Below are 24,112 nucleotides of genomic sequence, written 5' to 3'. Positions count from 1 at the left end.
GGCGCGAAGGTGACGTCACGGGTGGGCCATCCTCTCCCATCCGCCGGACGTTTTCTTGAGGCGTGCACCCACGCCTCTACACTCCGGGGCCATGTTGCGACCTGTTGCGCTCGTCCTGCTCCTGCTGGTTCCTTCGGGCGCGCTCGCCGTGGAGACCCTGCGCATCGCCATCGAGGACGCGGGCAGCGCGGTGCGTGTCAGCGGCCGGGGGCTGGCCTCCGGTCCCGACAGCGAGGAGGCCACCTTCGCCCCCATCACCTCGGGACAGGCGAACATCCGCCGCAAAGGGGGCCGCATCGAGGTCAATGGCACACCCGTGGAGGGGGACTCCGTCCGCTTCCGCGCTGGCATGTCGGAGGCATCGGCCGCCCCCGGCACCGAGCCCCTCAAGGCCGGCGCGGCGCAGGTCCGCGGGGATGTGGTGGTGCGCCTGCACCGAGGTGGGCTGCAGCTCATCAACGTCATTCCCCTGGAGGACTACCTCGCCGCCGTGCTGGGCAGCGAGATGCCCGTGTCCTTTCCTCCGGAGGCCCTCAAGGCCCAGGCGGTGGCCGCCCGAACCTATGCGCTCCAGAAGAAGCTGGACGCCTACAGCAACGCGTTCCACCTGGGCAGCAGTGTGCTCCATCAAGTCTACGGCGGCGTCAACCGAGAGGACCCTCGCACCCGGGCCGCCGTCGAGGCCACGCGGGGGCAGGTGCTCACGTACGAGCTGGCCCCCATCGAGGCGTACTTCCATGCTTCATGCGGCGGCCGGACGGAGTCAGGGATTGATGCCTTGCAGCGCAACCTGCCGTACCTCCAGCCTGTCGACTGCCCCTGCGGAAAGCTGCCCGCCAGCCGCTGGACGGCGTCGCTCTCCGACGCGGACATCAAGGCGGCGCTCCACCACCCGGCCCAGGGGCTCAAAATCGCGGCCCGCACGCGGACGCGCCGGGTGACGCGCGTCACCCTGGCGGACGGCGCCTCCCTGGACGGCGTGGCGCTGCGCCGCAAGCTTGGCTACACGCGGCTCAAGAGCCTGGACTTCGACGTGGAACGCACCGAGCGCGGCTACGTGTTCACCGGTCGCGGCTATGGCCACGGGGCGGGCCTGTGTCAGTGGGGCGCCAAGGCGCTCGCCGACAAGGGCCGGGAGTACCGGGAGATCCTCTCCCACTACTACCCCGGGACCGAACTGCAGCACCTCTACTGACGCCGCCCGCGTCCGGCGCGCTTTCCGCGACGGCATGGGGGCTGCTACAAGCGCCACCCCCGTGTCGTCCCGCCTCTCTGACTACGACTTCGCGCTGCCCGAGTCCCAGATCGCCCAGGCCCCCCTGGCCGAGCGGGACGCGTCGCGCTTGATGACCATCAGCCGCTCCAGCGGCACCTGGTCGCACCGCCGGTTCGCCGACCTCCAGGACCTGCTGCGCCCTGGGGATTTGCTCGTCCTCAACGACGCCCGCGTCATCCCCGCGCGCCTGCTGGGCCAGAAGGCCGGCACCGGTGGCCGCGTGGAGCTGCTCGTCGTGCGCCCGGCCGCCCAGGACACGCTGACCTCGGCGGCGCTCGGGGGGGACCCCGAGTCGCTCGACTGGGTCTGTCTGGGGCAGGCCTCCAAGGGGCTCAAGCCCGGGCAGCGGGCGACGTTCGCCAGCGGCCTGGAGGCGGAAATCCAGGAGGCCCTGGGAGGAGGGGAGTACCGCGTGCGGTTCCACGCGCCCCCGGGCGCCTCGCTGGCCGCGCTGCTGGACGCGGCGGGCCGCCTGCCGCTGCCGCCCTACATCACCCGGGAGCCGGACGCCGCGGACGCGGAGCGCTATCAAACCGTGTACGCGCGCGCCTCCGGTGCCGTGGCCGCGCCCACCGCGGGCCTGCACTTCACCCAGGAGACCCTGGCCGCCCTGGAAGCGCGCGGCGTGCACCGGGCGCTGGTGACCCTGGACGTGGGACCGGGCACCTTCCTGCCGGTGCGTGAGGACGACCTGGACAAGCACCACATGCACCCGGAGCGCTATACCGTTCCGGACGCCACCGCGAAGGCCATCAACGCGGCGCGCGCGGCGGGCCGGCGCGTGGTGGCGGTGGGCACCACCGTGGTGCGCACCCTGGAGTCCGCCACCGACCCGGAGACAGGGCGGCTGCGCGCGGGCCCCGGCGAGACGACCCTCTTCATCCGTCCCGGCTTCGCCTTCCGCCAGGTGGACCTGCTGCTCACCAACTTCCACCTGCCGCGTTCGACGCTGGTGGTGTTGGTGAGCGCGCTGCTCGGGCGGGAGCGCACGCTGGAGGCCTACGCGGAGGCGGTCCGCGCGGGCTACCGGTTCTTCAGTTACGGCGACGCCATGCTGGTGTCGGAGTGAACGCCATGGGCGAGCAGCAGGAAGCGAAGCAGTCAGGTGGCAAGGGCGACACCCGCGTGGAGCCGGGCATGGTCCGCTTCGAGCTCCTCCACGAGGACGCGTCGGGGACGAAGGCCCGCCGGGGGCGGCTGCACACGCCGCACGGCCCCGTGGAGACGCCCATCTTCATGCCCGTGGGGACGGTGGGCAGCGTCAAGGGCGTGGGGCCGGACGACCTGCTCACGCTGGACGCGCAGATCATCCTCGGCAACACCTACCACCTGATGCTGCGCCCCGGCGAGGCGCTGGTGGGGGAGCTGGGCGGCCTGCACCGCTTCGTGTCGTGGAACCGGCCCATGCTCACCGACAGCGGTGGGTTCCAGGTGTTCAGCCTGTCCGGGAAGCGCAAAATCACCGAGGAGGGCGCCGCCTTCCAGTCGCACCTGGACGGCGCGCGGCACTTCCTCACGCCCGAGCGCTCCATCGACATCCAGGAGACGCTGGGCGCCGACGTCATCATGGCCTTCGACGAGTGCCCGCCCTCCACCGAGGACCGGGCCTACCTGGAAGCCTCGCTGGCCCGCACCACCCGCTGGCTGCACCGGTGCGTGAAGGCGTGGCGCCGCGAGCGCTCGTCGCTCTTCGGCATCGTTCAGGGCGGCCTGCACGAGGACCTGCGCAAGCGCCACGCCGAGGAGGTGTGCGCGGTGGACCTGCCCGGCTACGCCCTGGGCGGCTACTCCGTGGGCGAGGCCCCGGAGGCCATGCATGACGGCGTGGCCTACTCCGCGCCCCTGCTGCCCCGCGACAAGCCGCGTTACCTGATGGGCGTGGGCACGCCCGTGGACCTGGTCACCTGCGTGGAGCACGGGGTGGACATGTTCGACTGCGTCCTGCCCACCCGGTGCGCGCGCAACGGCCTGCTCTTCACCTCGGAGGGCAAGGTCGTCATCCGGAACGCCGCCTACGCCAGGGATTCCCGGCCGGTGGACCCTGCGTGCACCTGCTACACCTGCCGCAACTTCAGCAGGGCCTACCTCCGGCACCTCTTCGCCGCCCAGGAGCTGTTGGCCATGCGGCTCAACACGATTCACAACCTCCACTACTTCCTGGGACTGATGGCAGAAGTCCGGCGCGCGGTGGCAGAGGACCGGTTCGCCACGTTCGCCCGGGAGTTTCGTGCCCGTGCCAAGGCGCAGGAGGCCGAACGGACCCGCGGTCGCTGACCGGGCAGATGGATTGCCCGGCTTCCCGCGTTCACTTGCTCACATGGGCCCCCCTTGCTAAGAGGGCCCCCTTTCGGATGGGTTCCTCGGACAAAATGGGGGGCCTCCCGTCCCAAGCTTTCCTCAACCGACGAGGCAGTGTGTGGCTGAGAGCTTTCTGATTCTGGCGCAGGCCGGCGGTGGCAATCCGCTAGGCACCCTGGGCTTCCTGGTCATCCTGGTGGGCATCATGTACTTCGTGATGATCCGCCCGCAGCAGAAGCAGTTGAAGGAGCACCGTGCGCTCCTCTCCGCGCTGAAGAAGGGTGATGAGGTCGTCACTTCCGGGGGCATCCTCGGGAAGATCCATCTCGTGGAGGAGCGCACCGTGATGCTGGAGGTCTCCAGCGGCGTGCGCCTCCGCGTGCTCAAGACGGCCATCAGCGCCAGGGGCGGGGTGGCGGAAGGCCCGCCCGCGGCCCCCGCGACGGCGGCCGGTGAGAAGAAGGAGGAGAAGTAATGGACCGCGGCTGGTGGTGGAAGTTCGGACTCATTGTCGCGGTGACGCTGGGCTCCATCTGGTTCCTCATCCCGACGTACTACTCGCTCGTCGTGCTCGACCGGGACCAGCGCAACAACCTGGCCGTGCTCGAGGAGCGGATGCCCGCCTGGGCGCCCCCCGCGAAGTACCGCCTGAACCTGGGGCTGGACCTCCAGGGTGGCATCCACATGGTGATGCGGGTGGACACCAAGACGGCGCTCCAGAAGCGGACCGAGCGCCGCGCGCAGCAGATTGTCAATTACGTCAATGACAAGAAGCTGGGCGAGGTGACGGCGGACACGGACCCGGAGCGGCTCGAGGTCTCGTTGACGGCCAAGGACCCGGCGACGATGGACGCCATCCAGAAGGAGGTCCTGGCCACCTTCACGGACTTCACGGAAGTCAGCCGCAGCGGCGGCACGCTGGTGCTGGTCCAGGACGAGACCCAGGCCAACTTCTTCCGCGAGGAGGCGGTGGACCAGGCGATGCTCGTCATCCGGCGCCGCATCGACAAGTGGGGCGTGGCGGAAGTGGACGTGCGCAAGCTGGGCTCCGACTCCATCCAGATTTCGCTGCCGGGCCGCAGCAACGCGGAGCAGGCGAAGGAGCTGGTGGGCACCACCGCGCAGCTCGAGTTCCGGATGGTGGATGACACCAACCCGCAGTTCTTCGAGCAGCTCCTCCAGGCCACCCCGCCGCCCGCGGGCAGCAACATCACCCTGACGACGGAGGGCGGCTTCCCGCAGCTCCAGGCCCCCACGCGCGAGGCCATCCTCGAGTACACGAAGGACAAGGTGCCGGAGAACCGCGTGGTGCTCACCGAGTGCATCGCCAACCCGGTGAAGAAGGACGAGTGCACCTCGTACCGCTCCTACCTGCTGGACAAGAGCGTGCCGCTGACCGGTGAGAGCCTGGCGGGCGCGGATGCCAGCATCAGCCAGCTCAACGAGCCGGAGGTGAACATCTCCTTCGACCCCGCGGGCGCGCGCGAGTTCGAGCGCCTCACGGAGGCGGGTGTCGGCCGCCGCATGGCCATCGTCCTGGACGACAACGTGCAGACGGCGCCGAACATCAACGAGAAGATCAGCGGCGGCTCGGCCCGCATCACCATGGGCCGCATGGGCGGCCGCACCTTCGAGGAGTGGCTGGGCGAGGCCCAGACGCTGGCGCTGGTGCTGAAGGCGGGCGCGCTGCCGGCCCCGGTGACGGTGGGGGAGATTCGTCAGGTGGGCGCCAGCCTGGGTGACGAGCTCATCCGGAAGGGTGGACTGGCGGCGGTGCTGGGCCTGGGCCTGGTCGTCCTGTTCATGGCCCTCTACTACAAGGGCTCCGGTCTCATCGCGGACGTCGCGCTGCTGCTGAACGGCCTGCTCATCCTCGCGGGGCTGGCCTTCTTCAACGCCACGCTGACGCTGCCGGGCATCGCCGGCTTCGTGCTGACGCTGGGTGTGGCGGTGGATGCCAACGTGCTCATCAACGAGCGCATCCGTGAGGAGCTGGGCCACGGCAAGTCGACCCGGGCCGCGGTGGACCAGGGCTACGACCGGGCCTTCTGGACCATCTTCGACTCGCACGTGACGGCGCTCATCTCCGCCTTCGTCCTGTTCTTCACGGGGACGGGGCCGGTGCGGGGCTTCGCCACCACGCTCATCATCGGCCTGCTGGCGTCGCTGTTCACCTCCATCACGGTGACGCGAGTCATCATGACCTACTTCGTCCACGGTCGTAACGCGAAGGTCGTCTCCGTCTGACCGGCCGGAGTCCGGGAACCGTCATGCAGATTCTCAAGAACAAGACGAACATCGACTTCATCGGCAAGCGCAAGCCCGCGCTGTTCCTCTCCACGGTGCTGAATCTGGCGATCATCGTCGGCATCGCCGCCTTCGGCTTCAACTTCGGCGTGGACTTCGCGGGCGGCACGGTGGTGGAGGTGAAGTTCGACCACCCCATGACCGCCCAGGAGGTCCGTGAGCGCGCGGAGAAGGGGGGGCTGCCGGACGTCAGCGTGCAGAACATCGGCGCGGCGGACGAGAACACCTTCCTGCTCCGCATGGGCGGCGTCACGCAGCTCAATGAGGAGAGCGGTGCCAAGGGCCAGGCGGCCCTGGAGGCGCTGGGGGGCGTGCGCAACGTCTACTCGGACCTGGCCAACGGCATCATCCGCTTCCGCGCGGAGCAGCCCATGGACTCCGACGCCGTCACGAAGGCGGTGGAGTCGGCGGGCATCGGCGTGCAGGAAGTGCGTGATTTGGGCGAGGCCCAGGGCGGGGCGGGCTACGACTACCAGGTGGTGGCCAGCGGCATGGCGGACCGCGTGTTCGCCGCGCTCAACGCCGGGCTGGAGAAGCCGGACTTCGAGCAGCGCCGCGTGGACTACGTCGGTCCGCAGGTGGGCAAGCAGCTGCGCAACCGCGGCATCATGGCGCTGCTGTACTCGATGGTCGCCATCCTCATCTACGTGGCGTTCCGGTTCGACTTCAAGTTCGGCCCGGGCGCGCTCGTGGCCATGGTCCACGACGTCATCATGGTGGCGGGCTACTACCTGGTGAGCCGGCGCGAGTTCAACCTGACGGCCATCGCGGCGCTGCTGACGGTGGTGGGCTACTCCGTCAACGACACCATCGTCATCTACGACCGCATCCGCGAGGACATGGCCAAGTTCCAGGGCAAGCCCTTCGTCGAGGTCATCAACATCGCCATCAACGACACGCTGGGCCGCACCATCCTCACCTCCGGCACCACGGCGCTGTCGCTCATCGGTCTGCTCATCTTCGGCGTGGGCGAAATCTTCGACTTCGCCATGGCGATGCTGGTGGGCATCGTGGTCGGTGTGTACTCGACCATCTACATCGCCAGCCCGCTGACCATCTGGCTGGACGAGCGCGCCGCGGCGAAGGAAGCCCGTCAGCGCGCCAGCGGCGACGTGGACCACCAGCAGCCGAACGCCGCGTGAGCCTCCCGCACCCGAGGCCTTCCTTCCGTTGAGGGAGGCCTCGCACGCTGGACACGACCAGGGCCCTCTTCCTTCACGGGAAGCAGGGCCCTGGGTGTTTCAGGGCACCCTTCGCTCAAGAAGGTGCGGTACGTGGCCGGACACCGGCGACCGACCGTGCGTGAAGCAGCGAGCCACCATGCGTGCGCCTGCCTGAACGCGCGTGCAGGAGGGGAAGTGTCGGGCTCAAGGTTGGACTGTCCTGGTCAGACGTCTGAGGTACTGTCGCTTTCGTAGCCAATTCATCGAGGAGGGGTGTCGAGCGTGCGGTGGTTGCTTCCAGATGTAGTCGAGCAGGAAGTGGCGTCCCTCGTGGGGGAGCTGTCGCTGCACCCGCTCGCGGCGAAGGTGCTCCTGCACCGTGGCTACCGCACCCCTGAGTCCGCGTCGGCGTTCCTGTCGGACCGGTTGGCGGACCTGCCGGACCCGTTCCGCATGAAGGGGATGCCGGGGGCGGTGGACCGCATCATCCGGGCGATTCGCTCGCGGGAGAAGGTGACGCTCTACGGGGATTACGACGTGGACGGCGTCTGCTCCACGTCGTTGCTGTACCTCTTCATGAAGGAGCTGGGCGCGCCGCCCGCGACGTACATCCCCCACCGGCTGGACGAAGGCTATGGCCTCAACGTCGGCGCGGTGGAGCGCATCGCCGCGGAGGGCACGCGGGTGCTGGTGACGCTGGACTGCGGCATCACCTCGGTCGCCGAAATCACCCGCGCCAAGGAGCTGGGCCTGGATGTGCTGGTGGTGGACCACCACACCGTGCCGCCCACGCTGCCGCCCGCGGTGGCGGTGCTCAACCCGCACCAGCCTGGCTGCGAGTACCCGACGAAGGCGCTGTGCGCCGCGGGCGTGGCCTTCAACTTCTGCATGGGCATCCGCAAGCGCCTGCGCGACGAGGGCTTCTTCGCCACCCGGAAGGAGCCCAACCTCCGCGCGATGATGGACCTGGTGGCGCTGGCCACGGTGGCGGACGTGGTGCCCCTCACCGGCGCCAACCGCATCCTCGTGACGCACGGCCTCCAGGAGCTGAGCGCGGGCCGCCGGCCGGGCGTGCGGGCCTTGAAGGAGGTGGCGGGCATGGACCCGGACGCCTCCGTCACCGCGGGCCAGGTGGGCTTCCGCCTGGGGCCGCGCATCAACGCGGCGGGCCGGCTGCATGACGCCTCGCTGGGCCTCCAATTGCTGTGCTCGGAGTCACCGGAGACGGCGCGCTCGCTGGCCGCGGTGTTGGACCGCGCCAACGCGGAGCGCCAGGGCATCGAGAGCAGCATCCTCACGCAGGCGCTGGCCCAGGCGGAGTCGCTGAAGGACGCGCGCGGCCTGGTGCTGTACGACGAAGGCTGGCACCCGGGCGTCATCGGCATCGTCGCCTCGCGCGTGGTGGAGCGCTTCTACCGGCCCACCGTCATGGTGGGGGTGAAGGACGGCGTGGGGAAGGGCTCGGCGCGCAGCATCGAGGCCTTCCACCTCCATGACGCGCTCAGCGGCTGCGCGGAGCTGCTGACGCGCTTCGGCGGCCACAAGCACGCCGCGGGGCTCACCATCGACGCGGAGCGGCTGCCCGCCTTCCGGGAGGCCTTCGAGAAGATTGCCTACCAGCGCCTGTCGCCGGAGGACCTCATCCCCCGGTGCCGCGTGGACGCGGTGGTGAACCCCAACGAGTTGGACGCCCACGCCGTGGAGTCGCTCCAGCGGCTGGGGCCCTTCGGGCAGGGCAATCCGGAGCCCGTCCTGGTGCTGCGCCGGCAGGTGGCTCGCCCCCGCGTGCTGCAGCCCAAGTCCGGCACGGGCCATGGCCACCTCAAGCTGGCCCTGGCGGACGCGCCGGAGCTGGACGCCATCGGCTTCAACATGGCGGACCGGGCCACGCTGGTGGATGGCCCGGTGGACCTGGCCTTCCAGGCCGGCTTCGACACGTTCCGAGGCCAGCGCAAGCTGTCGCTGCGGCTCAAGGATTTGCGCGTGGCCGCCTGACAGCCCTGGCGCTCAGCTCAGGCGATGCCCCAGCGGACGCGGCCCGGCGTCATCAGCGCGCCGACGCGGGCCAGCTCGTTGAAGCGGAAGCGCTCCGCCTGCCTTTCGAAGGCGTGGCGGCACCGCTCCGAGCAGAAGAAGTAACGGCGCTTCTTGTACTCGGTGGTGGGACGGCCCTCGGGTGTGTCCAAGGTCTTCCCACAGATGGGGTCCAAGTGCTGCCCCTGTCCCTGCGCGTTCTTCATGCCTCGCCTCCCAGCCCCCAGGGGAACCCAGGTTCCCGTCCCGGTGGAATTCAAGAGCACACGGCGTGCCAGTCCCAACTCCTTGAAGTCGCAAGGAGGGGACACGGGCGAAGCGGGGAGTCGGTGGAAAAATCTTCATGGCCGCCCGCCGGAGGAGGCGCGGCGAGCGGCCGGTGAAGGCGACTTCAGAAGGCGGTGCCGAGGCTGCCGCCCAGGAAGAAGTCGTTGTGGTAGCCCCGGCGGTAGCCCATGGCCTCCAGCCGGAAGGCGAGGCGGAAGTTACCGGAGGAGGTCAGCCGGGGCCGGCCGCGGAAGCCCACGCCGTACTGGAGCAGCGGCTTGAGGCCGCTCACCTTCGTCTCCGCCGTGTCGATGGTGAGGGTCGACGACGTGTACGCGACGCCGCCACCCGCCTGGGCGAAGAAGCCGAAGTCGGACTTGCCGAGCTTCAGCTCGTAGGCCGGGGCAATGGTGAAGTAGTGGAGGTGCGTCTTGCCCTGGATGAAGTCGGTGCCGTCGCTGGTGCCGCCGAACGTCCAGCGCACGTCGGCCCAGAGGGCCTCGCGCAGCGACTCGTCGTCGAGGATGCGCCCGTACTCCCAGGTGGCGCGCACGCCCAGGCCCAGGCGCGTCTCCGTGGCCCGGCCGCGCGGGCTGTCCAGGAAGAGGGCGCCGGTGATGAACTCCATGGCCACGCCCAGGTTCGGGTCGTCGAGCCCGGAGAGGGCCTTGAAGTCGTCCTCGCCGTCGTCGTGCTCCTGCTCGGAGACGCGGCGGAAGTCGTCCGTCTCGTCCACCTTGGGGCGCACCTCGTCATAGGAGCCGGCGGCGTCGTAGGCGGGCTCGTCGTCCGGGTAGGCGTAGGGGTCGTCCTCGTCCTGGGCCAGGGCGGGGGCGGACAGGGCGAGGCTGCCCAGGGCGCAACGCAAGAGCCACATCTTCACGGAAGCAGTCCTCATGCTCACAAGTCCAGGCGGGGGCAGGTCGTGCCACCCGCGGCGCTGGGCGGGCACATGTTGGGGTCGGTGCCGACGAGCTGCTCACGCGGAATCTGGAGGTGGTCCATCAGCTCGTTGCAGACGGCCTCCTTCAGGCGCAGGTCGGTGACGTGGGTGATGATGGCGCTGGCGGCCACGGCGAGGGTGAAGCGGGACTGGTCCGCCAGCGTGGCGCGCGCCAGCTGGTAGAGGCCGGGCGTCGTCGTGCTCTCGTCGTTGTACGAGGCGACGATGGCGCGCAGCAGCACGTCGCGCTGACCGGTGGCCTCGCCGGCCTGGTAGAGCGCGCTGGCGAGCAGCGTGCCCACCCGGTACTCGTTGCCGCTGAACGCGCTCAGGTTCTGGTTGTAGAGCTGGCTCAGCAAGGACGCGTCCATGCAGCGGTCCACGCGGGCCAGGTCCCGGTCGTCGGTGATGGGGCCGTAGACGTTGCCGTGAAAGGACGTGGAGAAGAAGCGCGTGTCACAGCCCTTGCCGCCCTGGGTCGTCTGACAGGTGGCGCCGTACGCGTGGTAGTCCGCGAGCCCCTCGTCGAAGGACTTGAGGATGTTGGCGCCCGGGCTGGCGCCGGATTGCTGCCACAGCGTGAGCGCCTCCGGGAACTGCTGGCCGTTGTAGGCCTTCAGGTTGAAGACGCGGTGCGAGTATTCGTGGGCGATGACGCCGGCGTTGATGGCCAGCGGGGCGCGCTGGAGCTGGTCGAAGGGCAGCACCAGGAACGACTCCAGCACGGAGAAGTACATGGCGTTGTCGCTCAGCGGGTCCTTGTCCACGTCCGCGAGCACGAATTCCGGGAAGTAGTACGTGGTGACGGGGTCCTTGAAGTCCGCCGCGGGGAGGTTGCCCACGCCGCGGAAGTAATCGTAGGCGCGCTCCATGCTGTAGTACGCCGTCACCATGTTCCAGGTGTGGAAGTCCGCCGGCCACAGGACGCCGTCCTGGGAGATGTAGTTGGCGCTGACGTCACGGCCGGCGTTCTTGAGCAGCGCGTTGGCGTAGCCCTCCGGCGTGGTGGCGTTGTTCAGGTCCGGGTCCTGGGAGTCGATGACGATGCGCGCGCCTCCCTGGAGGTCGGCCACCGTGCCCTTGAGGCCGACGATGTCGGAGATGGTCTTCAGCTCCACCTCCTGGGGGACGTACTGGCCATTGCTGGAGAGCACCAGGGCGCTGACCTTGACGGGCGCGGCTGAATCGGGCGCACAGCCGGCGGCCAGTCCGAGCGCGGCGGTCGAGGCGATGACTGTTCGGAGCATGCCGCCGTTCTACTCCGGACCGCCCGGAACGTGTATTCCCCCCGTCCGTCACCTTCGTGAGCACGGCGGGCGGGCAGCCGGTGCGCCCTGGCCTCGCGGGCGGCTTTGGAACCCGGAATCCGCCCTGAATCCGACGGTTTGAGACCGGTCCGGGGCGCTCGGATTCCTTGACGCGTTGTTTCCACGATCCGTATGGTGCCCCGCCTTCTTCCCCCTTCGAATCCAGCAGGCGGTGCCATGGCAGTCCCGTTCATCTCCGAGGTCAAGCGTACCCACACTTGCGGTCAGCTCACCGCGACCAACGTCGGCGAGGAAGTCGTCCTCTTCGGCTGGGTGCACAACCGCCGGGACCACGGCGGCGCGGTGTTCATCGACCTGCGAGATCGGGATGGCCTCACGCAGGTGGTGTTCGAGCCGGACCACGCGGAGGCGCACGCGCTCGCCGGGAGCCTCCGGCTGGAGTACTGCGTGGGCGTGCGCGGCAAGGTCGTCTCGCGCGGGAAGAACGTGAACCCGAAGATGAAGACGGGTGAAATCGAGATTCGAGCCAGCGACCTCACCATCTTCAACCGCTCCGAGCCGACGCCGTTCCCCGTCGAGGACAGCATCGACACGTCGGAGGAGAAGCGCCTGGCCCACCGCTTCCTGGACCTGCGCCGCGCGCCGCTCCAGCGCTCGCTGATGACGCGCTCGAAGATGAACGCGCTGACGCGCGCGTACATGGTGGACCAAGGGTTCCTGGAGCTGGAGACGCCCTTCATGGGCAAGTACACGCCGGGCGGCGCGCGCAACTTCCTGGTCCCCAGCCGCCTCAACCCGGGCAAGTTCTACGCGCTGGCGGAGAGCCCGCAGCTCTACAAGCAGCTCTTCATGGTGGCGGGATTCGACCGGTACTTCCAGATCGTGAAGTGCTTCCGCGACGAGGACCTGCGCGTGGACCGGCAGCCGGAGTTCACGCAAATCGACGTGGAGATGAGCTTCGTCACCCAGGACGACATCTTCACCATGATTGAGGGCCTGCTGAAGAAGCTGTGGGGCGAGGTGCTGGGCATCGACATCCCCACGCCCTTCATGCGGATGGACTTCTACGAGTCCATGGCGAAGTACGGCAACGACAAGCCGGACCTGCGCTTCGGCCTGGAGCACGTGGTGCTCACCGACCTGATTCGCGAGCACGGCGAGGGCGGCGGCGTCCCGATGATTTGGGAGGCGGTGCAGAACAAGGGCATCGTCAAGGCGATGGTCATCCCCGCGGAGAAGGCGATGAGCCGCGCGGAGAGCGACAAGCTGGAGGAGTTCGCCAAGCAGGCGGGCGCCAAGGGCCTGGCCCGCGCGAAGGTGGTGGACGGGGGCGAATGGACGCAGTCCCCGCTGTCCAAGACGATCAGCCCCGCGCTGCGGCAGGCCATCAACCAGGCCGTGGGCGCGAAGACGGGCGACCTGCTCCTGTTCCAGTTCGGCAAGGAGTCGCTGGTCCACACGGTGATGGCCAACCTGCGCGTGCACGTGGCCAAGAAGCTGGGCCTGATTCCGGAGTACGGCAGCGGCGGCCAGTGGAAGTTCCTCTGGGTCGTGAACCCGCCGCTGTTCGAGTACGACGACGAGACGAACACCTGGGCGGCGGCGCACCACGCCTTCACGCGCCCGCACGACGAGGACGTGGACTTCCTGCTCACGGACCCGGGCCGGGTGAAGTGCCACCGCTACGACGTGGTGCTCAACGGCTTCGAGATTGGCGGCGGCTCCATCCGCCTGCATGACCCGAAGGTGCAGGCGGAGGTGTTCAAGGCGCTGGGCATCAGCGACGAGGACGCGCGCGCCAAGTTCGGCTTCCTGCTGGACGCGCTGAAGTTCGGCGCTCCGCCGCACGGCGGCATCGCGCTGGGCATGGACCGGCTGGTCATGCTGCTCACGGGCGCCGAGTCCCTGCGCGACGTGATTCCGTTCCCGAAGTCGAAGACGGGCACTGACCTGATGACGGGCGCCCCCGGCGACGTGGATGACCGGCAGCTCAAAGAGGTCCACGTGCGGCCGGTGCCCGTGGCGCCGAAGGCGTAGTCCGTCAGCCGCGCGCCCTCTCGCCCGCGCGCGCTCCCGCCACCTCCTCTTTGACGCGGGGTGGCGGCGGACCCGCCGTGCCATGAACATGGCCACGGAGTGGAGTGCCGGTGCGCAACCGCGTAAACAGGGAGGGCCAAGGGAGGGGTAGGGCCAGATGAAGACGTTCCTCGTGGTCAATCCGCGCAGCGCCAACGGCCAGACGGGAAAGCGCTGGGCTGAGCTTTCCGCGCAGGTCAGCAGGGCGCTGGGCGACTTCGGCCATGGCTTCACCCAGGGCGGCATGGACGCGGCGCGCATCACCCGCCAGGCCCTCCTGGATGGGTATGAGTGCATCGTCGCGGTGGGTGGCGACGGCACGCTCAACGAAGTCACCAACGGCTTCTTCGAGGACGGCAAGGCGCTGAATCCGAACGCGGCGCTGGGGCTGATTCCTCGGGGCACGGGCGGTGACTTCCGGCGCACCTTCGGGTGGGACTTGGAGCTGGCCTCGTCGCTGGAGCGGCTGCGCTCCGACACGACGGAGCCCTTCGACGTGGGCCGGCTGGAGTTCACCGACAACGCGGGCCAGCCCGCCACGCGCTACTTCGCCAACATCGCCTCGTTCGGTGTGAGCGCGGTGGTGGCCCAGGAGGTCAACCAGAGCAGCAAGGCCCTGGGCGGCCACCTGAGCTTCATGTGGGGCACGCTGAAGGGCCTGGTGAAGTACTCGGAGCGGCAGGTGCGCCTGTCGGTGGACGGGGGCCCGGAAGAGGTGGTGAGCGTCACCGCGGTGGCCGTGGCCAACGGCCGCTACTTCGGCAGCGGCATGTTCGTCGCGCCGGACGCCGTCACCCACGACGGCCTCTTCGACGTCACCATCTGGTCCAACTACGGCCTGAGTGACTTCGTCCTCAAGTCAAAGGGCGTCTACAACGGCTCGCACGTCAACTGGAAGGGCACGCGCCGCCTGCGCTGCCGCACCCTGCGCGCCGAGCCCGTGGAGGGTGGCGACGTGTTCCTGGACGTGGACGGCGAGACGCCGGGCCGCCTCCCGTGCACCATGACGCTGCTGCCCGGGGCCATCCGTCTCAAGGTGCTGTAGCGCTCGCGTGCCCCGAATCGTCGCCCGGTCGCCTGTCGGGCGACATGGCACTTGGGACGTGGGGCTGGACTGAGGCAACCTCCTGCATCCGGTGGCGTCCGGCGTTAGGTGCGCTGGACGCACGGCACCGTGGCCGCGGTGCCCGCTGGATTGGCCCAGGAGACGCGCCATGCCTCAAGAGCGAGGACCCGCACAGCTCGACCTCTTCACCGGCGCCGCCGTGGCGCCGCCCGCCAGGGGCCGCAAGGGCGCGTTGCCCGTGGCGCCGGCGGCGGTGCCGGAGTCGCTGGCCACGCTGGGGCGGGAGCTGCCGCGGGGCGTGTACCTGGGGACGTCGTCGTGGACGTTCCCGGGATGGTCCGGCATCGTCTATGACCATGAGGCCCCCGCCTCGCAGCTCGCGCGGGAGGGCCTGGCCGCCTACGCGCACCACCCGGTGCTGCGCACGGTGGGCATCGACCGGACCTTCTACGGCCCCATCGCTTCCAGCGCCTTCGCCGAGTACGCCGCCCAGGTGCCGGACGCCTTCCGCTTCCTGGTGAAGGCCCACGAGGTGTGCACCCTGGCGCGCTTCCCGCTGCACGAGCGCTACGGCGCGCAGCGGGGACAAACCAATGAGCGCTTCCTCCATGCCGCCTACGCCACGGAGGCCGTCGTCATGCCCTTCGTGGAGGGGCTGGGGGCGAAGGCGGGGCCGCTCGTCTTCCAGTTCCCGCCGCAGGACCCGCAGGCGCTCGGCGGGCCCGCGCGCTTCGCGGAGCGGCTGCACGCCTTCTTCTCCGCGCTGCCGAAGGGGCCGCTGTACGCGGTGGAGCTGCGCAACGAAACGCTGCTCACGGAGGGGCTGGCACAGGCGCTGGCGGACGTGGGCGTCAGTCCGGTGCTGGCGGTGTGGGCGCACATGCCGCCCGTGGGCCGGCAGGCGAAGCTCACCCGCGCCTTCGACTCCCGCGCGCTGGTGGTGCGGTGGATGCTCCCTCCGGACCTCGGCTACGAGGAGGCGCGCGCGCGTTACGCGCCGTTCAATCAACTGGTGGATGAGGACGTCCCCACGCGCGAGGTCCTGGCCCGGGTGTGTCTGGCGGCGCTGCGCCGGGACAAGCCCACCTTCATCACCATCAACAACAAGGCCGAGGGCAGCGCGCCACTGTCCGCTATCAAACTGGCCGAGCGCGTCGTCCTGGGCAGGAGGGAAGAGGCTGCGCTTCAGGCCGCCGCCACCTGACTGCCACTTGCCACTGAGCACGCGTCTTGCTTACCTGTGGGGCCATGACAGTCATGACGGTTGCGGCGTTGATGGTCCAGCTGATGGCCGCGGGGGGCGCTGGCGCCCAGGGCGAGCAGGCAGCCGGCCGCCAGCACGGCGACCCGGGCAGCGTCTCCACGAACCTCTCCGCGCTGAAGGGCGAAGTCTCGTCGCTGTCCGCGCGCTTCAAGGCCGCACGCGAGCGGCGCCGCCTGCAAGCGGAGAAGGAGAAGCAGGAGTGGGCGCGTGAGCCGAAGACGTCTGCCAGTCCTGGACGCGAATGAGCCGCCGCTCCCGCCTGAAGGGCCGGAGCCGCCGCCTTCGGAGGACGAAGCTGTAGAAATTCCCATTGATGGGAACCTGGACCTGCACCTCTTCCACCCGCGCGACGTGAAGGACCTGGTGGTGGAGTACCTCTGGGCGTGCCGACAGAAGGGCGTCCTGGACGTGCGCATCATCCACGGCAAGGGCACCGGCGCGCTGAGGCGCACCGTGCAGTCGCTGCTTCCCAAGCTGCCGGAGGTGGAGTCGTTCCGTTCCGCGGGCGAAGGGGATGGAGGCTGGGGCGCGATGTGGGTGCGTCTGCGCCCGGCGGACTACGACAGCCAGAAGTAGGCGGAGGCGATGAGGGAGCGCTTCTCCGTCACCTTCCCCTTGTTGGCCAGCTCCGCCAGCTGCCGGTCCTTGGAGGCGTAGCGCTTCTCCTCCTCGTTGCGGAGCGAGGAGAGCTTACGGCGGTACTCGCGCTCCATCCTGTCTGAGTGGGCGCGGGCCTTGGCCTTGTCGGCGATGTCCTCGGCAAGCCCCACCTGCTTGCGCGCCTCAATCCACGTCTGCCGCGCGGCCTCCACGGCCTCGCGCGACTCCATGAGGCAGTCCTCGACGTAGCGGTCCGCGCGCTCCTTGGCCTTGTCCAGCTCCAGGGCGTTGCGCCGCTCCGCGGCCCGGACGATTTCGTCCTTCGCCGCCACCAGCGCCTGCTCCTGCATCAGCTGCACGGACACCGGCGCGGGCTGACGCCGGCGCTCCGGCTTCGCCGCCAGCTTCACGAAGTGCGCGCCGTCCGCCATGGGCAGGGCGCGGAAGCCGTCCCTGTCGCGCACGAGCACCAGGTGGGCCAGCTTCTCTTCCGGCTTGAGGCCGGTCGTCTCGAACTTGTACGCGAACCACCAGCCCTCGCTGCCCGCGAGCCGCGCCAGCCGTGACGGCAGCCCCGCCGCGTCCAGTTGCAGGTAGCTCACCGCGTCCTGGGTGCGCTCCTTGACGGCATAGGCGGCCTTGGCCACCTCCAGCCGTCCCGAGTTGCGGCTGCCCAGCACGGAGGCGGTGAGGGCGCGCGCCTCCTGCTGGCGCTTGGCCAGGGCCTCCTTCGTCTGCTCGTTCTGTCCGCGAAGCCGGCGCCGCACGTCGCCGTCGAAGCGCTCCAGCACCACCGAGCGCATCTCCGTCATGCGCTGGCTGATGCGGCCTTCCAGCTCCCCTCGGAGCTTGTCGAAGGCGATGTTGATGTCCTCGGGCTTCCGGCAGGACTGGTAGATGTCCAGGATGCGCCGCTCGAAGTCGACGCCGCTCTCCAGCGCGCCCAGGATTTCGTCGGACGCGCCGAACACGCCGTCGAAGAGGTTGAGCTTCTTCTCCAGCAGCTCGAAGAGGCGGGCGTCCGCCGCGTTCATCCGGTTGAGGAAGTTGATGACCAGCACGTCCCGCTGCTGTCCGTACCGGTGGCAGCGGCCGATGCGCTGCTCCACGCGCTGCGGGTTCCAGGGCAGATCGTAGTTCACCACCAGGTTGCAGAACTGGAGGTTGAGGCCCTCGGCGCCCGCCTCGGTGCAGATGAGGATCTGCGTGCGGTTGCGGAACTCCTCCACCAGCGCGCGCCGGTCCTCGGGCGTGCCCGCGTCCCCCGACAGCAGGGAGATCTTCCCCTGGTAGCCGCTCTCCGACAGGAGGTTGAAGAGGTACTGCTGCGTGCGCTTGGACTCGGTGAAGATGAGCGCCTTCTCCGGCCAGCCGTGCGACTTCATCACGGCGAAGGTCCGGTCCAGGCCGCGCTTGAGCGCCTCGCCCTTGGCGTTGACCTTGATGGAGTCCGCCAGGTCCGCGTACTGGCGCAGCTCCCAGACCTCCTGCTCCAGCGCGCGGACGTTGGGGGCCTTGGCCGGGTCGTCCGACCACTCCTCGCCCTCCTCGACGAACTGCTTGGCCTCCTCGGGCTCGAACATCGCCAGGGCCTGCTGGCCCAGCTTCGCCGCCTGGAGGCGCTTCTCCAGGTTGTCCGACAGGCGGCGCAGGGTGGGGGCGATGGCGTAGGTGGAGGACGCCAGCAGCTTGCGGTAGCAGAGCGTCAGCAGCGTCTTCTTGCCGGGCTCAATCGCCGCGGCCTCGGAGCGCTGGAGGTACTCGCTGACCTTCTCGTAGAGGTCGTGCTCCTCGGGGGAGGGGGTGAAGTCCTCCACGATGGAGCGGCGGTTGGTGTAGCGGACGTATTCGCGCACCTGCCGGCGCAGGGTGCGCTGCACCACGGGGGCCAGCCGCTCCTTCAGCTCGACGGCGGCGGCTTCGGGCATGCCGCCGGCCTCGTCCGTCCGGTAGCGGCTGCGGAAGGCGTGCTCGGGCCCCAGGATCTGTTCGTCCAGCAGGGACATCAGCCCGAACAGCTCCATCAGGTCATTCTGGAGCGGCGTGGCGGTGAGCAGCAGCTTGGGCTTGCCGGCCAGGGACGCCCTCAGGGCCTGCCCCATCTTGTTGTTGGGCCGGTGCGCGTTGCGCAGGCGGTGGGCCTCGTCGATGACGATGAGGTCCCAGGGAATCTCCGACGTCAGGTGCGCCTTGTTCGCCGCGAAGGGGTGCGAGCAGATGACGGGGAAGGGCTGGTCGAAGCAGTTCCCGGTGGCGCGCACGGTGCGGCCGTCCACCAGGACGCTGTCCAGGTCGAACTTCTCCCGCAGCTCGCTGTTCCACTGCGCGCGCAGCGTGGCGGGCGCCATGATGAGGATGCGCGACTTCCCCTCGGCCATCAGCTGGGCGATGACGAGCCCCGCTTCAATCGTCTTCCCCAGGCCGACCTCGTCACCCAGCATGCAGCCGCCGCGCGACAGCGAGTCGAGCGCGAACATGGCGCCTTCCACCTGGTGCGGGTTGAGGTCCACCTTCGCTTCCGACAGCGCTCCCGCCAGCCGTTGCTGCGTGTCACCGCTGCGGGCCAGCAGCTCCTCTGCCAGCAGCCGCTCATGGAAGGGCGTCAACGCCGTGGGGGCCGCCGCCGCCGACCCGGACTCCATCCGTGCCGCCACCGCCGCCGCCGCGTTCGCCTCAACCTCCACCCTGAATCCCCTCGCGACCTCCGCCAAGACCGTCTCCATCCGTGGTGTTTTCGAGGTCGCCCGCCGTCACGGCGAGCGCGGACCGGCCATTTTGTTGACGCGCGCCTATCTGTAAAGGGGGTCGTGTCCGAGGCCGAAAATTCGGCCTCCGCGCGATTGGCATGCTTCTTCGCGAGCGGCGTCGATACACGTTGACTGCACACTGCGTACAAAACTTTCGCTGGACTTGACGCAGAGGCCTAGAGCAGTCCGCGCGCCTTCACGTCCAGATAGGCGTTGAGCGTGGCCGCGCCGAAGCCGCGCGCGGGGGCTCGGAGCACCAGCGCGCCCGCGTCCCGCAGGGTGGTGGCCGTGCGCCGGTACTCCGTCTCCAGGCGCGCCGCGGCCTGGCGCGCGTAGGCGTCCTGCGTCCGCGCGGGCACGCCGTGGGCCGCCGCCTGGACGTCCTCGTCCAGCAGCGAGGCGACGACGGGCAGGTGCCGGGGACGCAGCGCCAGCGTGCGCGTGAGGAGGCTGGCGGAGGCGTCCGGGTCCACCAGGTCCGTGAACAGCACCACCAGGGCGCGCCGCGTCTGGCGGGCGAAGGCGAAGTCGAAGGCGCGGCCGTAGTCGCTCTCCTCGAGCGCGGCCTCGGTGCGGTAGAGCGCTTCGGTGATGAGCCGCAGGTGCTCGCGGCCCTTGCGCGGCGGCAGGTAGGCCCGCACGCCGCTGGCGAACGCCAGCACGCCGACCACGTCACCGGCTTCCAGGCCGACACGCGCCAGCCGCAGCGCCGCGTCCACCGCATGGTCCAGCTTGCGCCGCTCCTGGATGCGGCCCGCCATGTGCCGCCCGCAGTCCAGCAGCAGGAGCACCGGCTGGTGCTGCTCCGGCTGCCACGTGCGGACCAGGGTGTGGGCGTGGCGCGCGGACGCCTTCCAGTCGATGTGGCGGTAGTCGTCGCCAGGGCGGTACTCGCGCAGCGACTCGAACTCCCGCCCCTCCGAGGTGCGCCGCCGCTGCGTGCGCGCGGAGGGGGCATCCGAGGCGTGGGCCAGCGCCAGCGCTTCACGGGTGAGCGCGGTGAGGTCCGGGTACACCTTGACGTCCAGCGCCGCGGGGACGCGGACCTGTCGCGCGCACAGGCCCAAGGGGCCCCGCAGCCGCAGGTGCACGTCTCCGAAGCGGGCGTCGCCCCGCGAAGGCGGCGTGACGAAGTAGGTGAGCTCCTGGGGCCTGGCCTGGGCCGCGGGCAGGGTGAGGCGCTGCCGGTGCCCGCTGCTGGCCATGTCCTCGGGAGGCTCGTCGCGGACCTCCACGTGCAGCGGCGCGGTGCCGGTGTCCTGGCGCTCCAGCACCACGTGCACGGCGTTGCGCGTGCCGGAGGAGAGGACGGGCTCCACGCGCCGCCAGACGCGGACGTCCTGGGCGCGCGGGGCCCGGAGGAAGTCCACGACGCAGAGGGCCAGCACGGCCACGTCCGTCGCCAGCGCGAGCCAGCCGAACGCGGGGCTGGCCACCGCGAGCGCCGCCGGGAGGAGTCCCGCCGCCAGCAGGGCCACGGCGAGGCCGGTGGGGACGGGGCGCCCGGCGCTCACCGGGGCACTCGGACCCGCTCGAGCGTCTGCTTCAGCACGTCGTCCGCGGTGATGCCTTCCACCTCGGCTTCGGCCTTGAGGAGCAGTCGGTGGTTGAGGACGCTGAAGGTGACGGCCTTGACGTCGTCGGGGGTGACGAAGTCCGTGCCCATCAGCGCGGCGCGGGCCTTGGAGGCCGCGAGCAGCGCCTGGGCCGACCGGGGGCTGGCCCCCAGGCGCACGCGCGGGTTGGCGCGCGTCTCCCGGACGAGGGCCACCACGTATTGGAGGATGGAGTCGTCACACGACACGCGGGCGGCGCGCGCCTGCAGCTCCAGCAGCGTGGGCGCGTCCAGCACCTGGCCGGTGGTGGCCGGCTTGCCTTCTCGCTGGTGGAAGGCGCGGAGCATGGTCGTCTCCGCCGAGGCCTCCGGGTAGCCCACGCGCACGCGCATGAGGAAGCGGTCCAGCTGGGCCTCCGGCAGCGGGTAGGTGCCCTCCAGCTCCAGGGGGTTCTGCGTGGCGACCACGAAGAAGTGGGGCGGCAGCGCGTGGGACACGCCGTCGATGGTGACCTGCCGCTCCTCCATGGCCTCCAGGAGCGCGGCCTGGGTCTTGGGCGGGGTGCGGTTGATTTCGTCCGCGACGACGACCTCCGTGAAGATGGGGCCCTTCACGAGGCGGAAGGCGTGGTCCTGGGGCTGGAAGACGTTGGTGCCCAGGATGTCCGCCGGCATCAGGTCCGGGGTGAACTGGATGCGCGTGAAGAGCAGCCCCAGCGCGCCGGCCATGCTGCGCGCGGTGAGCGTCTTGGCCACGCCTGGCACGCCCTCCAGCAGCACGTGGCCGCGCGCGAGGAAGGCCGTCACCAGGTCCTCCAGCACGCGCTGCTGTCCGAAGACGGCCGCGTCGAGCGCGGCGGTGAGACGGGAGAGGGGAGAGGCGTCGGACATGGTGGCCGGTGACGCTAGCCCGCTGCCGCGGAGGGCGGCAGCGCTTTTTCATTCGAGGCGCGCGGAGGCTCAGCGCGAGGACTGACCCTTGAGCCCCAGCAGCGTGCCGCCCAGCGTGGCGACCGCGCCCAGGATGGCCACGTAGACGCCGAAGCTGGGCGACGAGTTCATCATCTCCGAGTTGCCGATGGGCGTGGGCACCATCGTCGTGTCGGACGACACCTTGATGAACACGATGCACCAGATGAGGCACACGATGCTGACGACGAGCTGGCCCATCCACGGCACCACCGGGTTCACGTTGGGGAGCGAGCCCTTGACGCGCACCGTGACGGCCGTGAGCAGGAGGATGGACATGACGAAGGCGCCACAGCCCAGGCTCATCAGGCCGAGCACGTCTCCATCCACCGCCGTCTCCTTCCACGGAAGGAAGCACGACATCAGCACCACCACCGCGCCCCAGAAAGCGACCTTGTCGCCACCCTGGAGCTGGGCGAACAGCTCCTTCGCGTCGCGGATGAGCTCATCCGGGTCGGTGACGGCGCCGCCACGCACGTCCAGGTCCGCGCGGTCCCATGGGTCCACCGAGGCAGCGGGCTCGGGAGCCTTGCGAGGCGAGGGCCGAGGCGCCGCTGCACGCGCCGCGCGCTGCTTCGGCGCACTGCGAGCGACGTCCTCCATGCTCCGGATGTTGGTGGAGTCCGAACCGGGCTGCGGCGCTGCAGCGGGCCGGCTTCCGGACTTGCCAGCGGCCGGACGTGGGCGCCGTGGGGGAGGCGGCCTGGCGGCTCGGCGTGGGTCCTCCGCCGCGTCGGTGGACTCTTCTGGCGCTTCGGCCGGCGGCTCCCCCGCGAGGAACGAGCCATCGATGATGTAATCGCAGACGGAACAGATGGACGTGTTGGCGGCTACCTGCGAGCCGCAGCCAGGGCAGTTCAGGACCAACGCTCCCGCTGAGAGAATCCGCTCTCCATCTTCGGAGCGCCGGCCGTGCGTGTCAAACCCCTCGCGGCCTAACCCCTGGATTTTCGCGGGGAATTGACCTAGGCCCGCGCCATGCGCCGCTCGCACTCCGTCCGTGCCCTGCCGACCTGTGTCGTCGCTCTCTCGCTGCTGTCCGGATGTGTCCGCTCCGTGCCGCCGGTGATGCCGCCTCCCGTGGACGCGCGGACGCTCGAGCGCATCCAGGAATGGGAAGACGCGCGCTCGCTGGGAAATGGGGCCCTGACTTCGCTCGCCGCCAGCGCACCGGACGCTCGGGTGCGTGCCCGGGCCCTGCGGGCGCTGGCGCGAATCCAGGACGCGGCCACCCTGGAGGTTGTCGTCGCGGGGCTGAAGGACGCGGAAGCGACGGTGCGTGGAGAGGCCGCCTTCGCCTCCGGCGTGCTGGCCCTGTCCTGGGAGCCCCTGGTGGACGCCGAGCTCGCGTCGCTGGAGAAGGCGCTGCTGGAGGCCGGGCGGACGGAGCGTGACGCGGACGTGCGGCGGGCGGTGGTGGAGGCCGTGGGCCGGCTGGGGACGCCCGGCGCCGTGACGTGGCTGTCCGAGCGGATGCGGGAGGCGGATGTCGCGGAGGCGGCCCAGGCCACGCAGGCGCTGGGCGTCATCGCGCGCACCCGTGGCGCGGCGGTGGTTGCCCAGGTGTCCCTGGCGCCAGCGGAGGCGCTGCTCGCGGACGAGCGGCCGGTGGAGGCGCGTCAGGCGGGGGCTTATTTCCTGGCCACCGTGAAGCGGACCGAGGCCTTGCCCGCGCTTCGCCGCTGCCTGGGCGACGCGGACGCGGACGCGCGGGCGCTGTGCGCGAAGGGCTTCGGTGACGTGGGCGGTCCCGAGGACGCAGTGGTCCTCGGGCGGCTCTTGGAGGACGCGGTTCCGCGTGTGGCGGCGGAGGCGGCGCGCTCGCTGGCGAAGCTGGCGGCGGGTTGCAGTGGACCGTGCACCGCGGTGGACGTGCTGGAGGCCCTGTCGGCGCGAGCCAGGCGCGTGGCCCGAGGCCTGGCGCCTCCGGCGGCGGCGGGGGCGTCAACGCCGGAGGGCGCGAAGGCGCCGGTGGAGACGCTGGCGCGGTCGTCGGAAGGCCACGCGCTGCTGGCGCTGGCGCAGCAGGGGCTGCCCGCCTCTGGCCGTCCCATCCTGGAGTCGCTGCGGCTCGCGCTGGCGGACGCGGAGCGTGGCGCGGCCTCGGACCTGGCACGCGGTGACCTGGCCTGGCTGGATTGTCGGTTGGCGGCGGCGATGGACCGGCAGGAGGGCGCGCTGAAGGAAGTCCTGGGGTGCGGGTACGGGCGCGTGCCCGAGGCGCGCCGCCTGGCGCTGGGGCTGCGTGAGGTGGCCCAGTCGAAGGGGCGGGGTGGGGC

The 24,112-nt window shown here is 70.1% G+C and carries 20 protein-coding genes; 13 read left to right on the top strand and 7 right to left on the bottom strand.

The window, feature by feature from the left end:
• Nucleotides 1-91 precede the first annotated feature (91 nt).
• The 7 genes from HV824_RS26645 (at nucleotide 92) to recJ (ending at nucleotide 9,039) form a co-directional block, all read left to right on the top strand.
• The gene (locus HV824_RS26645; RefSeq protein WP_176424540.1) at nucleotides 92-1,195 is read left to right on the top strand and encodes a SpoIID/LytB domain-containing protein; all 1,104 of its coding nucleotides are present in this window, start codon (nucleotides 92-94) and stop codon (nucleotides 1,193-1,195) included.
• Between the two features lie 34 nt (nucleotides 1,196-1,229).
• The gene (queA, locus tag HV824_RS26640) at nucleotides 1,230-2,345 is read left to right on the top strand and encodes a tRNA preQ1(34) S-adenosylmethionine ribosyltransferase-isomerase QueA (protein WP_176424539.1); all 1,116 of its coding nucleotides are present in this window, start codon (nucleotides 1,230-1,232) and stop codon (nucleotides 2,343-2,345) included.
• Between the two features lie 5 nt (nucleotides 2,346-2,350).
• Nucleotides 2,351-3,550, top strand: a complete 1,200-nt coding sequence (gene tgt / locus HV824_RS26635) for a tRNA guanosine(34) transglycosylase Tgt (protein WP_176424538.1) — start codon at nucleotides 2,351-2,353, stop codon at nucleotides 3,548-3,550.
• Between the two features lie 142 nt (nucleotides 3,551-3,692).
• The gene (gene yajC / locus HV824_RS26630; RefSeq protein ID WP_176420619.1) at nucleotides 3,693-4,049 is read left to right on the top strand and encodes a preprotein translocase subunit YajC; all 357 of its coding nucleotides are present in this window, start codon (nucleotides 3,693-3,695) and stop codon (nucleotides 4,047-4,049) included.
• Complete coding sequence (gene secD, locus HV824_RS26625; protein WP_176424537.1) at nucleotides 4,049-5,821, top strand: protein translocase subunit SecD; 1,773 nt, start codon at nucleotides 4,049-4,051, stop codon at nucleotides 5,819-5,821. Before yajC ends, secD begins: the two co-directional genes overlap by 1 nt.
• 23 nt (nucleotides 5,822-5,844) lie before the next feature.
• Complete coding sequence (gene secF, locus HV824_RS26620) at nucleotides 5,845-7,023, top strand: protein translocase subunit SecF (RefSeq protein ID WP_176424536.1); 1,179 nt, start codon at nucleotides 5,845-5,847, stop codon at nucleotides 7,021-7,023.
• A 303-nt stretch (nucleotides 7,024-7,326) separates the two neighbouring features.
• Nucleotides 7,327-9,039: a single-stranded-DNA-specific exonuclease RecJ gene (gene recJ, locus HV824_RS26615; RefSeq protein ID WP_176420622.1), complete on the top strand. Its 1,713-nt coding sequence runs from the start codon at nucleotides 7,327-7,329 to the stop codon at nucleotides 9,037-9,039.
• A 17-nt stretch (nucleotides 9,040-9,056) separates the two neighbouring features.
• Here the strand turns inward: recJ and HV824_RS26610 are convergent, their stop codons facing one another.
• The 3 genes from HV824_RS26610 to HV824_RS26600 all read right to left on the bottom strand — a co-directional run bounded on the left by HV824_RS26610 (nucleotide 9,057) and on the right by HV824_RS26600 (nucleotide 11,535).
• Nucleotides 9,057-9,284, bottom strand: coding sequence for a YHS domain-containing protein (locus HV824_RS26610; protein ID WP_176420623.1), 228 nt, complete (start codon nucleotides 9,282-9,284; stop codon nucleotides 9,057-9,059).
• A gap of 185 nt (nucleotides 9,285-9,469) precedes the next feature.
• Entirely contained in the window at nucleotides 9,470-10,228 is a 759-nt protein-coding gene (locus HV824_RS26605) for a hypothetical protein (RefSeq protein WP_176420635.1), read from the bottom strand.
• Between the two features lie 17 nt (nucleotides 10,229-10,245).
• Nucleotides 10,246-11,535 (bottom strand): hypothetical protein, encoded by a 1,290-nt coding sequence (locus HV824_RS26600; protein WP_176420624.1) that lies wholly within the window; start codon nucleotides 11,533-11,535, stop codon nucleotides 10,246-10,248.
• Nucleotides 11,536-11,772: 237 nt separating this feature from the next.
• On the opposite strand from HV824_RS26600, the gene aspS reads away from it, so the two are divergent.
• The 5 genes from aspS (at nucleotide 11,773) to HV824_RS26575 (ending at nucleotide 16,538) form a co-directional block, all read left to right on the top strand.
• Nucleotides 11,773-13,593 carry an aspartate--tRNA ligase gene (gene aspS, locus HV824_RS26595; protein WP_176424535.1) on the top strand — a complete coding sequence of 607 codons (1,821 nt, stop codon included), beginning with the start codon at nucleotides 11,773-11,775 and terminating at the stop codon, nucleotides 13,591-13,593.
• Nucleotides 13,594-13,750: 157 nt separating this feature from the next.
• The gene (locus HV824_RS26590) at nucleotides 13,751-14,677 is read left to right on the top strand and encodes a diacylglycerol kinase family protein (RefSeq protein WP_176424534.1); all 927 of its coding nucleotides are present in this window, start codon (nucleotides 13,751-13,753) and stop codon (nucleotides 14,675-14,677) included.
• Nucleotides 14,678-14,846: 169 nt separating this feature from the next.
• The gene (locus HV824_RS26585; RefSeq protein WP_176424533.1) at nucleotides 14,847-15,902 is read left to right on the top strand and encodes a DUF72 domain-containing protein; all 1,056 of its coding nucleotides are present in this window, start codon (nucleotides 14,847-14,849) and stop codon (nucleotides 15,900-15,902) included.
• A gap of 53 nt (nucleotides 15,903-15,955) precedes the next feature.
• Nucleotides 15,956-16,207, top strand: coding sequence for a hypothetical protein (locus HV824_RS26580; protein ID WP_176424532.1), 252 nt, complete (start codon nucleotides 15,956-15,958; stop codon nucleotides 16,205-16,207).
• The gene (locus tag HV824_RS26575; protein ID WP_176424531.1) at nucleotides 16,170-16,538 is read left to right on the top strand and encodes a Smr/MutS family protein; all 369 of its coding nucleotides are present in this window, start codon (nucleotides 16,170-16,172) and stop codon (nucleotides 16,536-16,538) included. Before HV824_RS26580 ends, HV824_RS26575 begins: the two co-directional genes overlap by 38 nt.
• Here HV824_RS26575 and HV824_RS26570 read toward each other — a convergent pair.
• The 4 genes from HV824_RS26570 to HV824_RS36930 form a co-directional block, all read right to left on the bottom strand.
• Nucleotides 16,520-19,285: an SNF2-related protein gene (locus HV824_RS26570; protein WP_176424530.1), complete on the bottom strand. Its 2,766-nt coding sequence runs from the start codon at nucleotides 19,283-19,285 to the stop codon at nucleotides 16,520-16,522. The two genes, HV824_RS26575 and HV824_RS26570, sit on opposite strands and share 19 nt — an antisense overlap.
• 200 nt (nucleotides 19,286-19,485) lie before the next feature.
• Nucleotides 19,486-20,823: a DUF58 domain-containing protein gene (locus HV824_RS26565; protein WP_176420630.1), complete on the bottom strand. Its 1,338-nt coding sequence runs from the start codon at nucleotides 20,821-20,823 to the stop codon at nucleotides 19,486-19,488.
• The gene (locus tag HV824_RS26560; protein ID WP_176420631.1) at nucleotides 20,820-21,755 is read right to left on the bottom strand and encodes a MoxR family ATPase; all 936 of its coding nucleotides are present in this window, start codon (nucleotides 21,753-21,755) and stop codon (nucleotides 20,820-20,822) included. The genes HV824_RS26565 and HV824_RS26560 overlap by 4 nt, the downstream gene beginning before the upstream one ends.
• A gap of 69 nt (nucleotides 21,756-21,824) precedes the next feature.
• Nucleotides 21,825-22,436, bottom strand: coding sequence for a hypothetical protein (locus HV824_RS36930; protein WP_217917767.1), 612 nt, complete (start codon nucleotides 22,434-22,436; stop codon nucleotides 21,825-21,827).
• 375 nt (nucleotides 22,437-22,811) lie between these two features.
• Between HV824_RS36930 and HV824_RS26550 the strand changes: the two genes are divergently transcribed.
• Nucleotides 22,812-24,112, top strand: a 1,301-nt coding sequence (locus tag HV824_RS26550; protein ID WP_176424529.1) for a HEAT repeat domain-containing protein, incomplete at its 3' end; no start/stop codon positions are given.

The organism is Myxococcus sp. AM009 (assembly GCF_013372605.1).
GTDB classification, from domain to species: domain Bacteria; phylum Myxococcota; class Myxococcia; order Myxococcales; family Myxococcaceae; genus Myxococcus; species Myxococcus vastator.
Note: the sequence above shows the minus strand (reverse complement) of the source record. Positions and strands in the feature narration are given on the sequence as shown.

Coding starts and splice junctions, on each gene's coding strand:
- HV824_RS26590 (WP_176424534.1), top strand. CDS start 13,751: ATGAAGACGTTCCTCGTGGTCAATCCGCGCAGCGCCAACGGCCAGACG.
- HV824_RS26600 (WP_176420624.1), bottom strand. CDS start 11,535: ATGCTCCGAACAGTCATCGCCTCGACCGCCGCGCTCGGACTGGCCGCC.
- aspS (WP_176424535.1), top strand. CDS start 11,773: ATGGCAGTCCCGTTCATCTCCGAGGTCAAGCGTACCCACACTTGCGGT.
- HV824_RS26645 (WP_176424540.1), top strand. CDS start 92: ATGTTGCGACCTGTTGCGCTCGTCCTGCTCCTGCTGGTTCCTTCGGGC.
- HV824_RS26580 (WP_176424532.1), top strand. CDS start 15,956: ATGACGGTTGCGGCGTTGATGGTCCAGCTGATGGCCGCGGGGGGCGCT.
- HV824_RS26560 (WP_176420631.1), bottom strand. CDS start 21,755: ATGTCCGACGCCTCTCCCCTCTCCCGTCTCACCGCCGCGCTCGACGCG.
- HV824_RS26585 (WP_176424533.1), top strand. CDS start 14,847: ATGCCTCAAGAGCGAGGACCCGCACAGCTCGACCTCTTCACCGGCGCC.
- queA (WP_176424539.1), top strand. CDS start 1,230: ATGGGGGCTGCTACAAGCGCCACCCCCGTGTCGTCCCGCCTCTCTGAC.
- secF (WP_176424536.1), top strand. CDS start 5,845: ATGCAGATTCTCAAGAACAAGACGAACATCGACTTCATCGGCAAGCGC.
- tgt (WP_176424538.1), top strand. CDS start 2,351: ATGGGCGAGCAGCAGGAAGCGAAGCAGTCAGGTGGCAAGGGCGACACC.
- secD (WP_176424537.1), top strand. CDS start 4,049: ATGGACCGCGGCTGGTGGTGGAAGTTCGGACTCATTGTCGCGGTGACG.
- HV824_RS26610 (WP_176420623.1), bottom strand. CDS start 9,284: ATGAAGAACGCGCAGGGACAGGGGCAGCACTTGGACCCCATCTGTGGG.
- HV824_RS36930 (WP_217917767.1), bottom strand. CDS start 22,436: ATGGAGGACGTCGCTCGCAGTGCGCCGAAGCAGCGCGCGGCGCGTGCA.
- HV824_RS26570 (WP_176424530.1), bottom strand. CDS start 19,285: ATGGAGACGGTCTTGGCGGAGGTCGCGAGGGGATTCAGGGTGGAGGTT.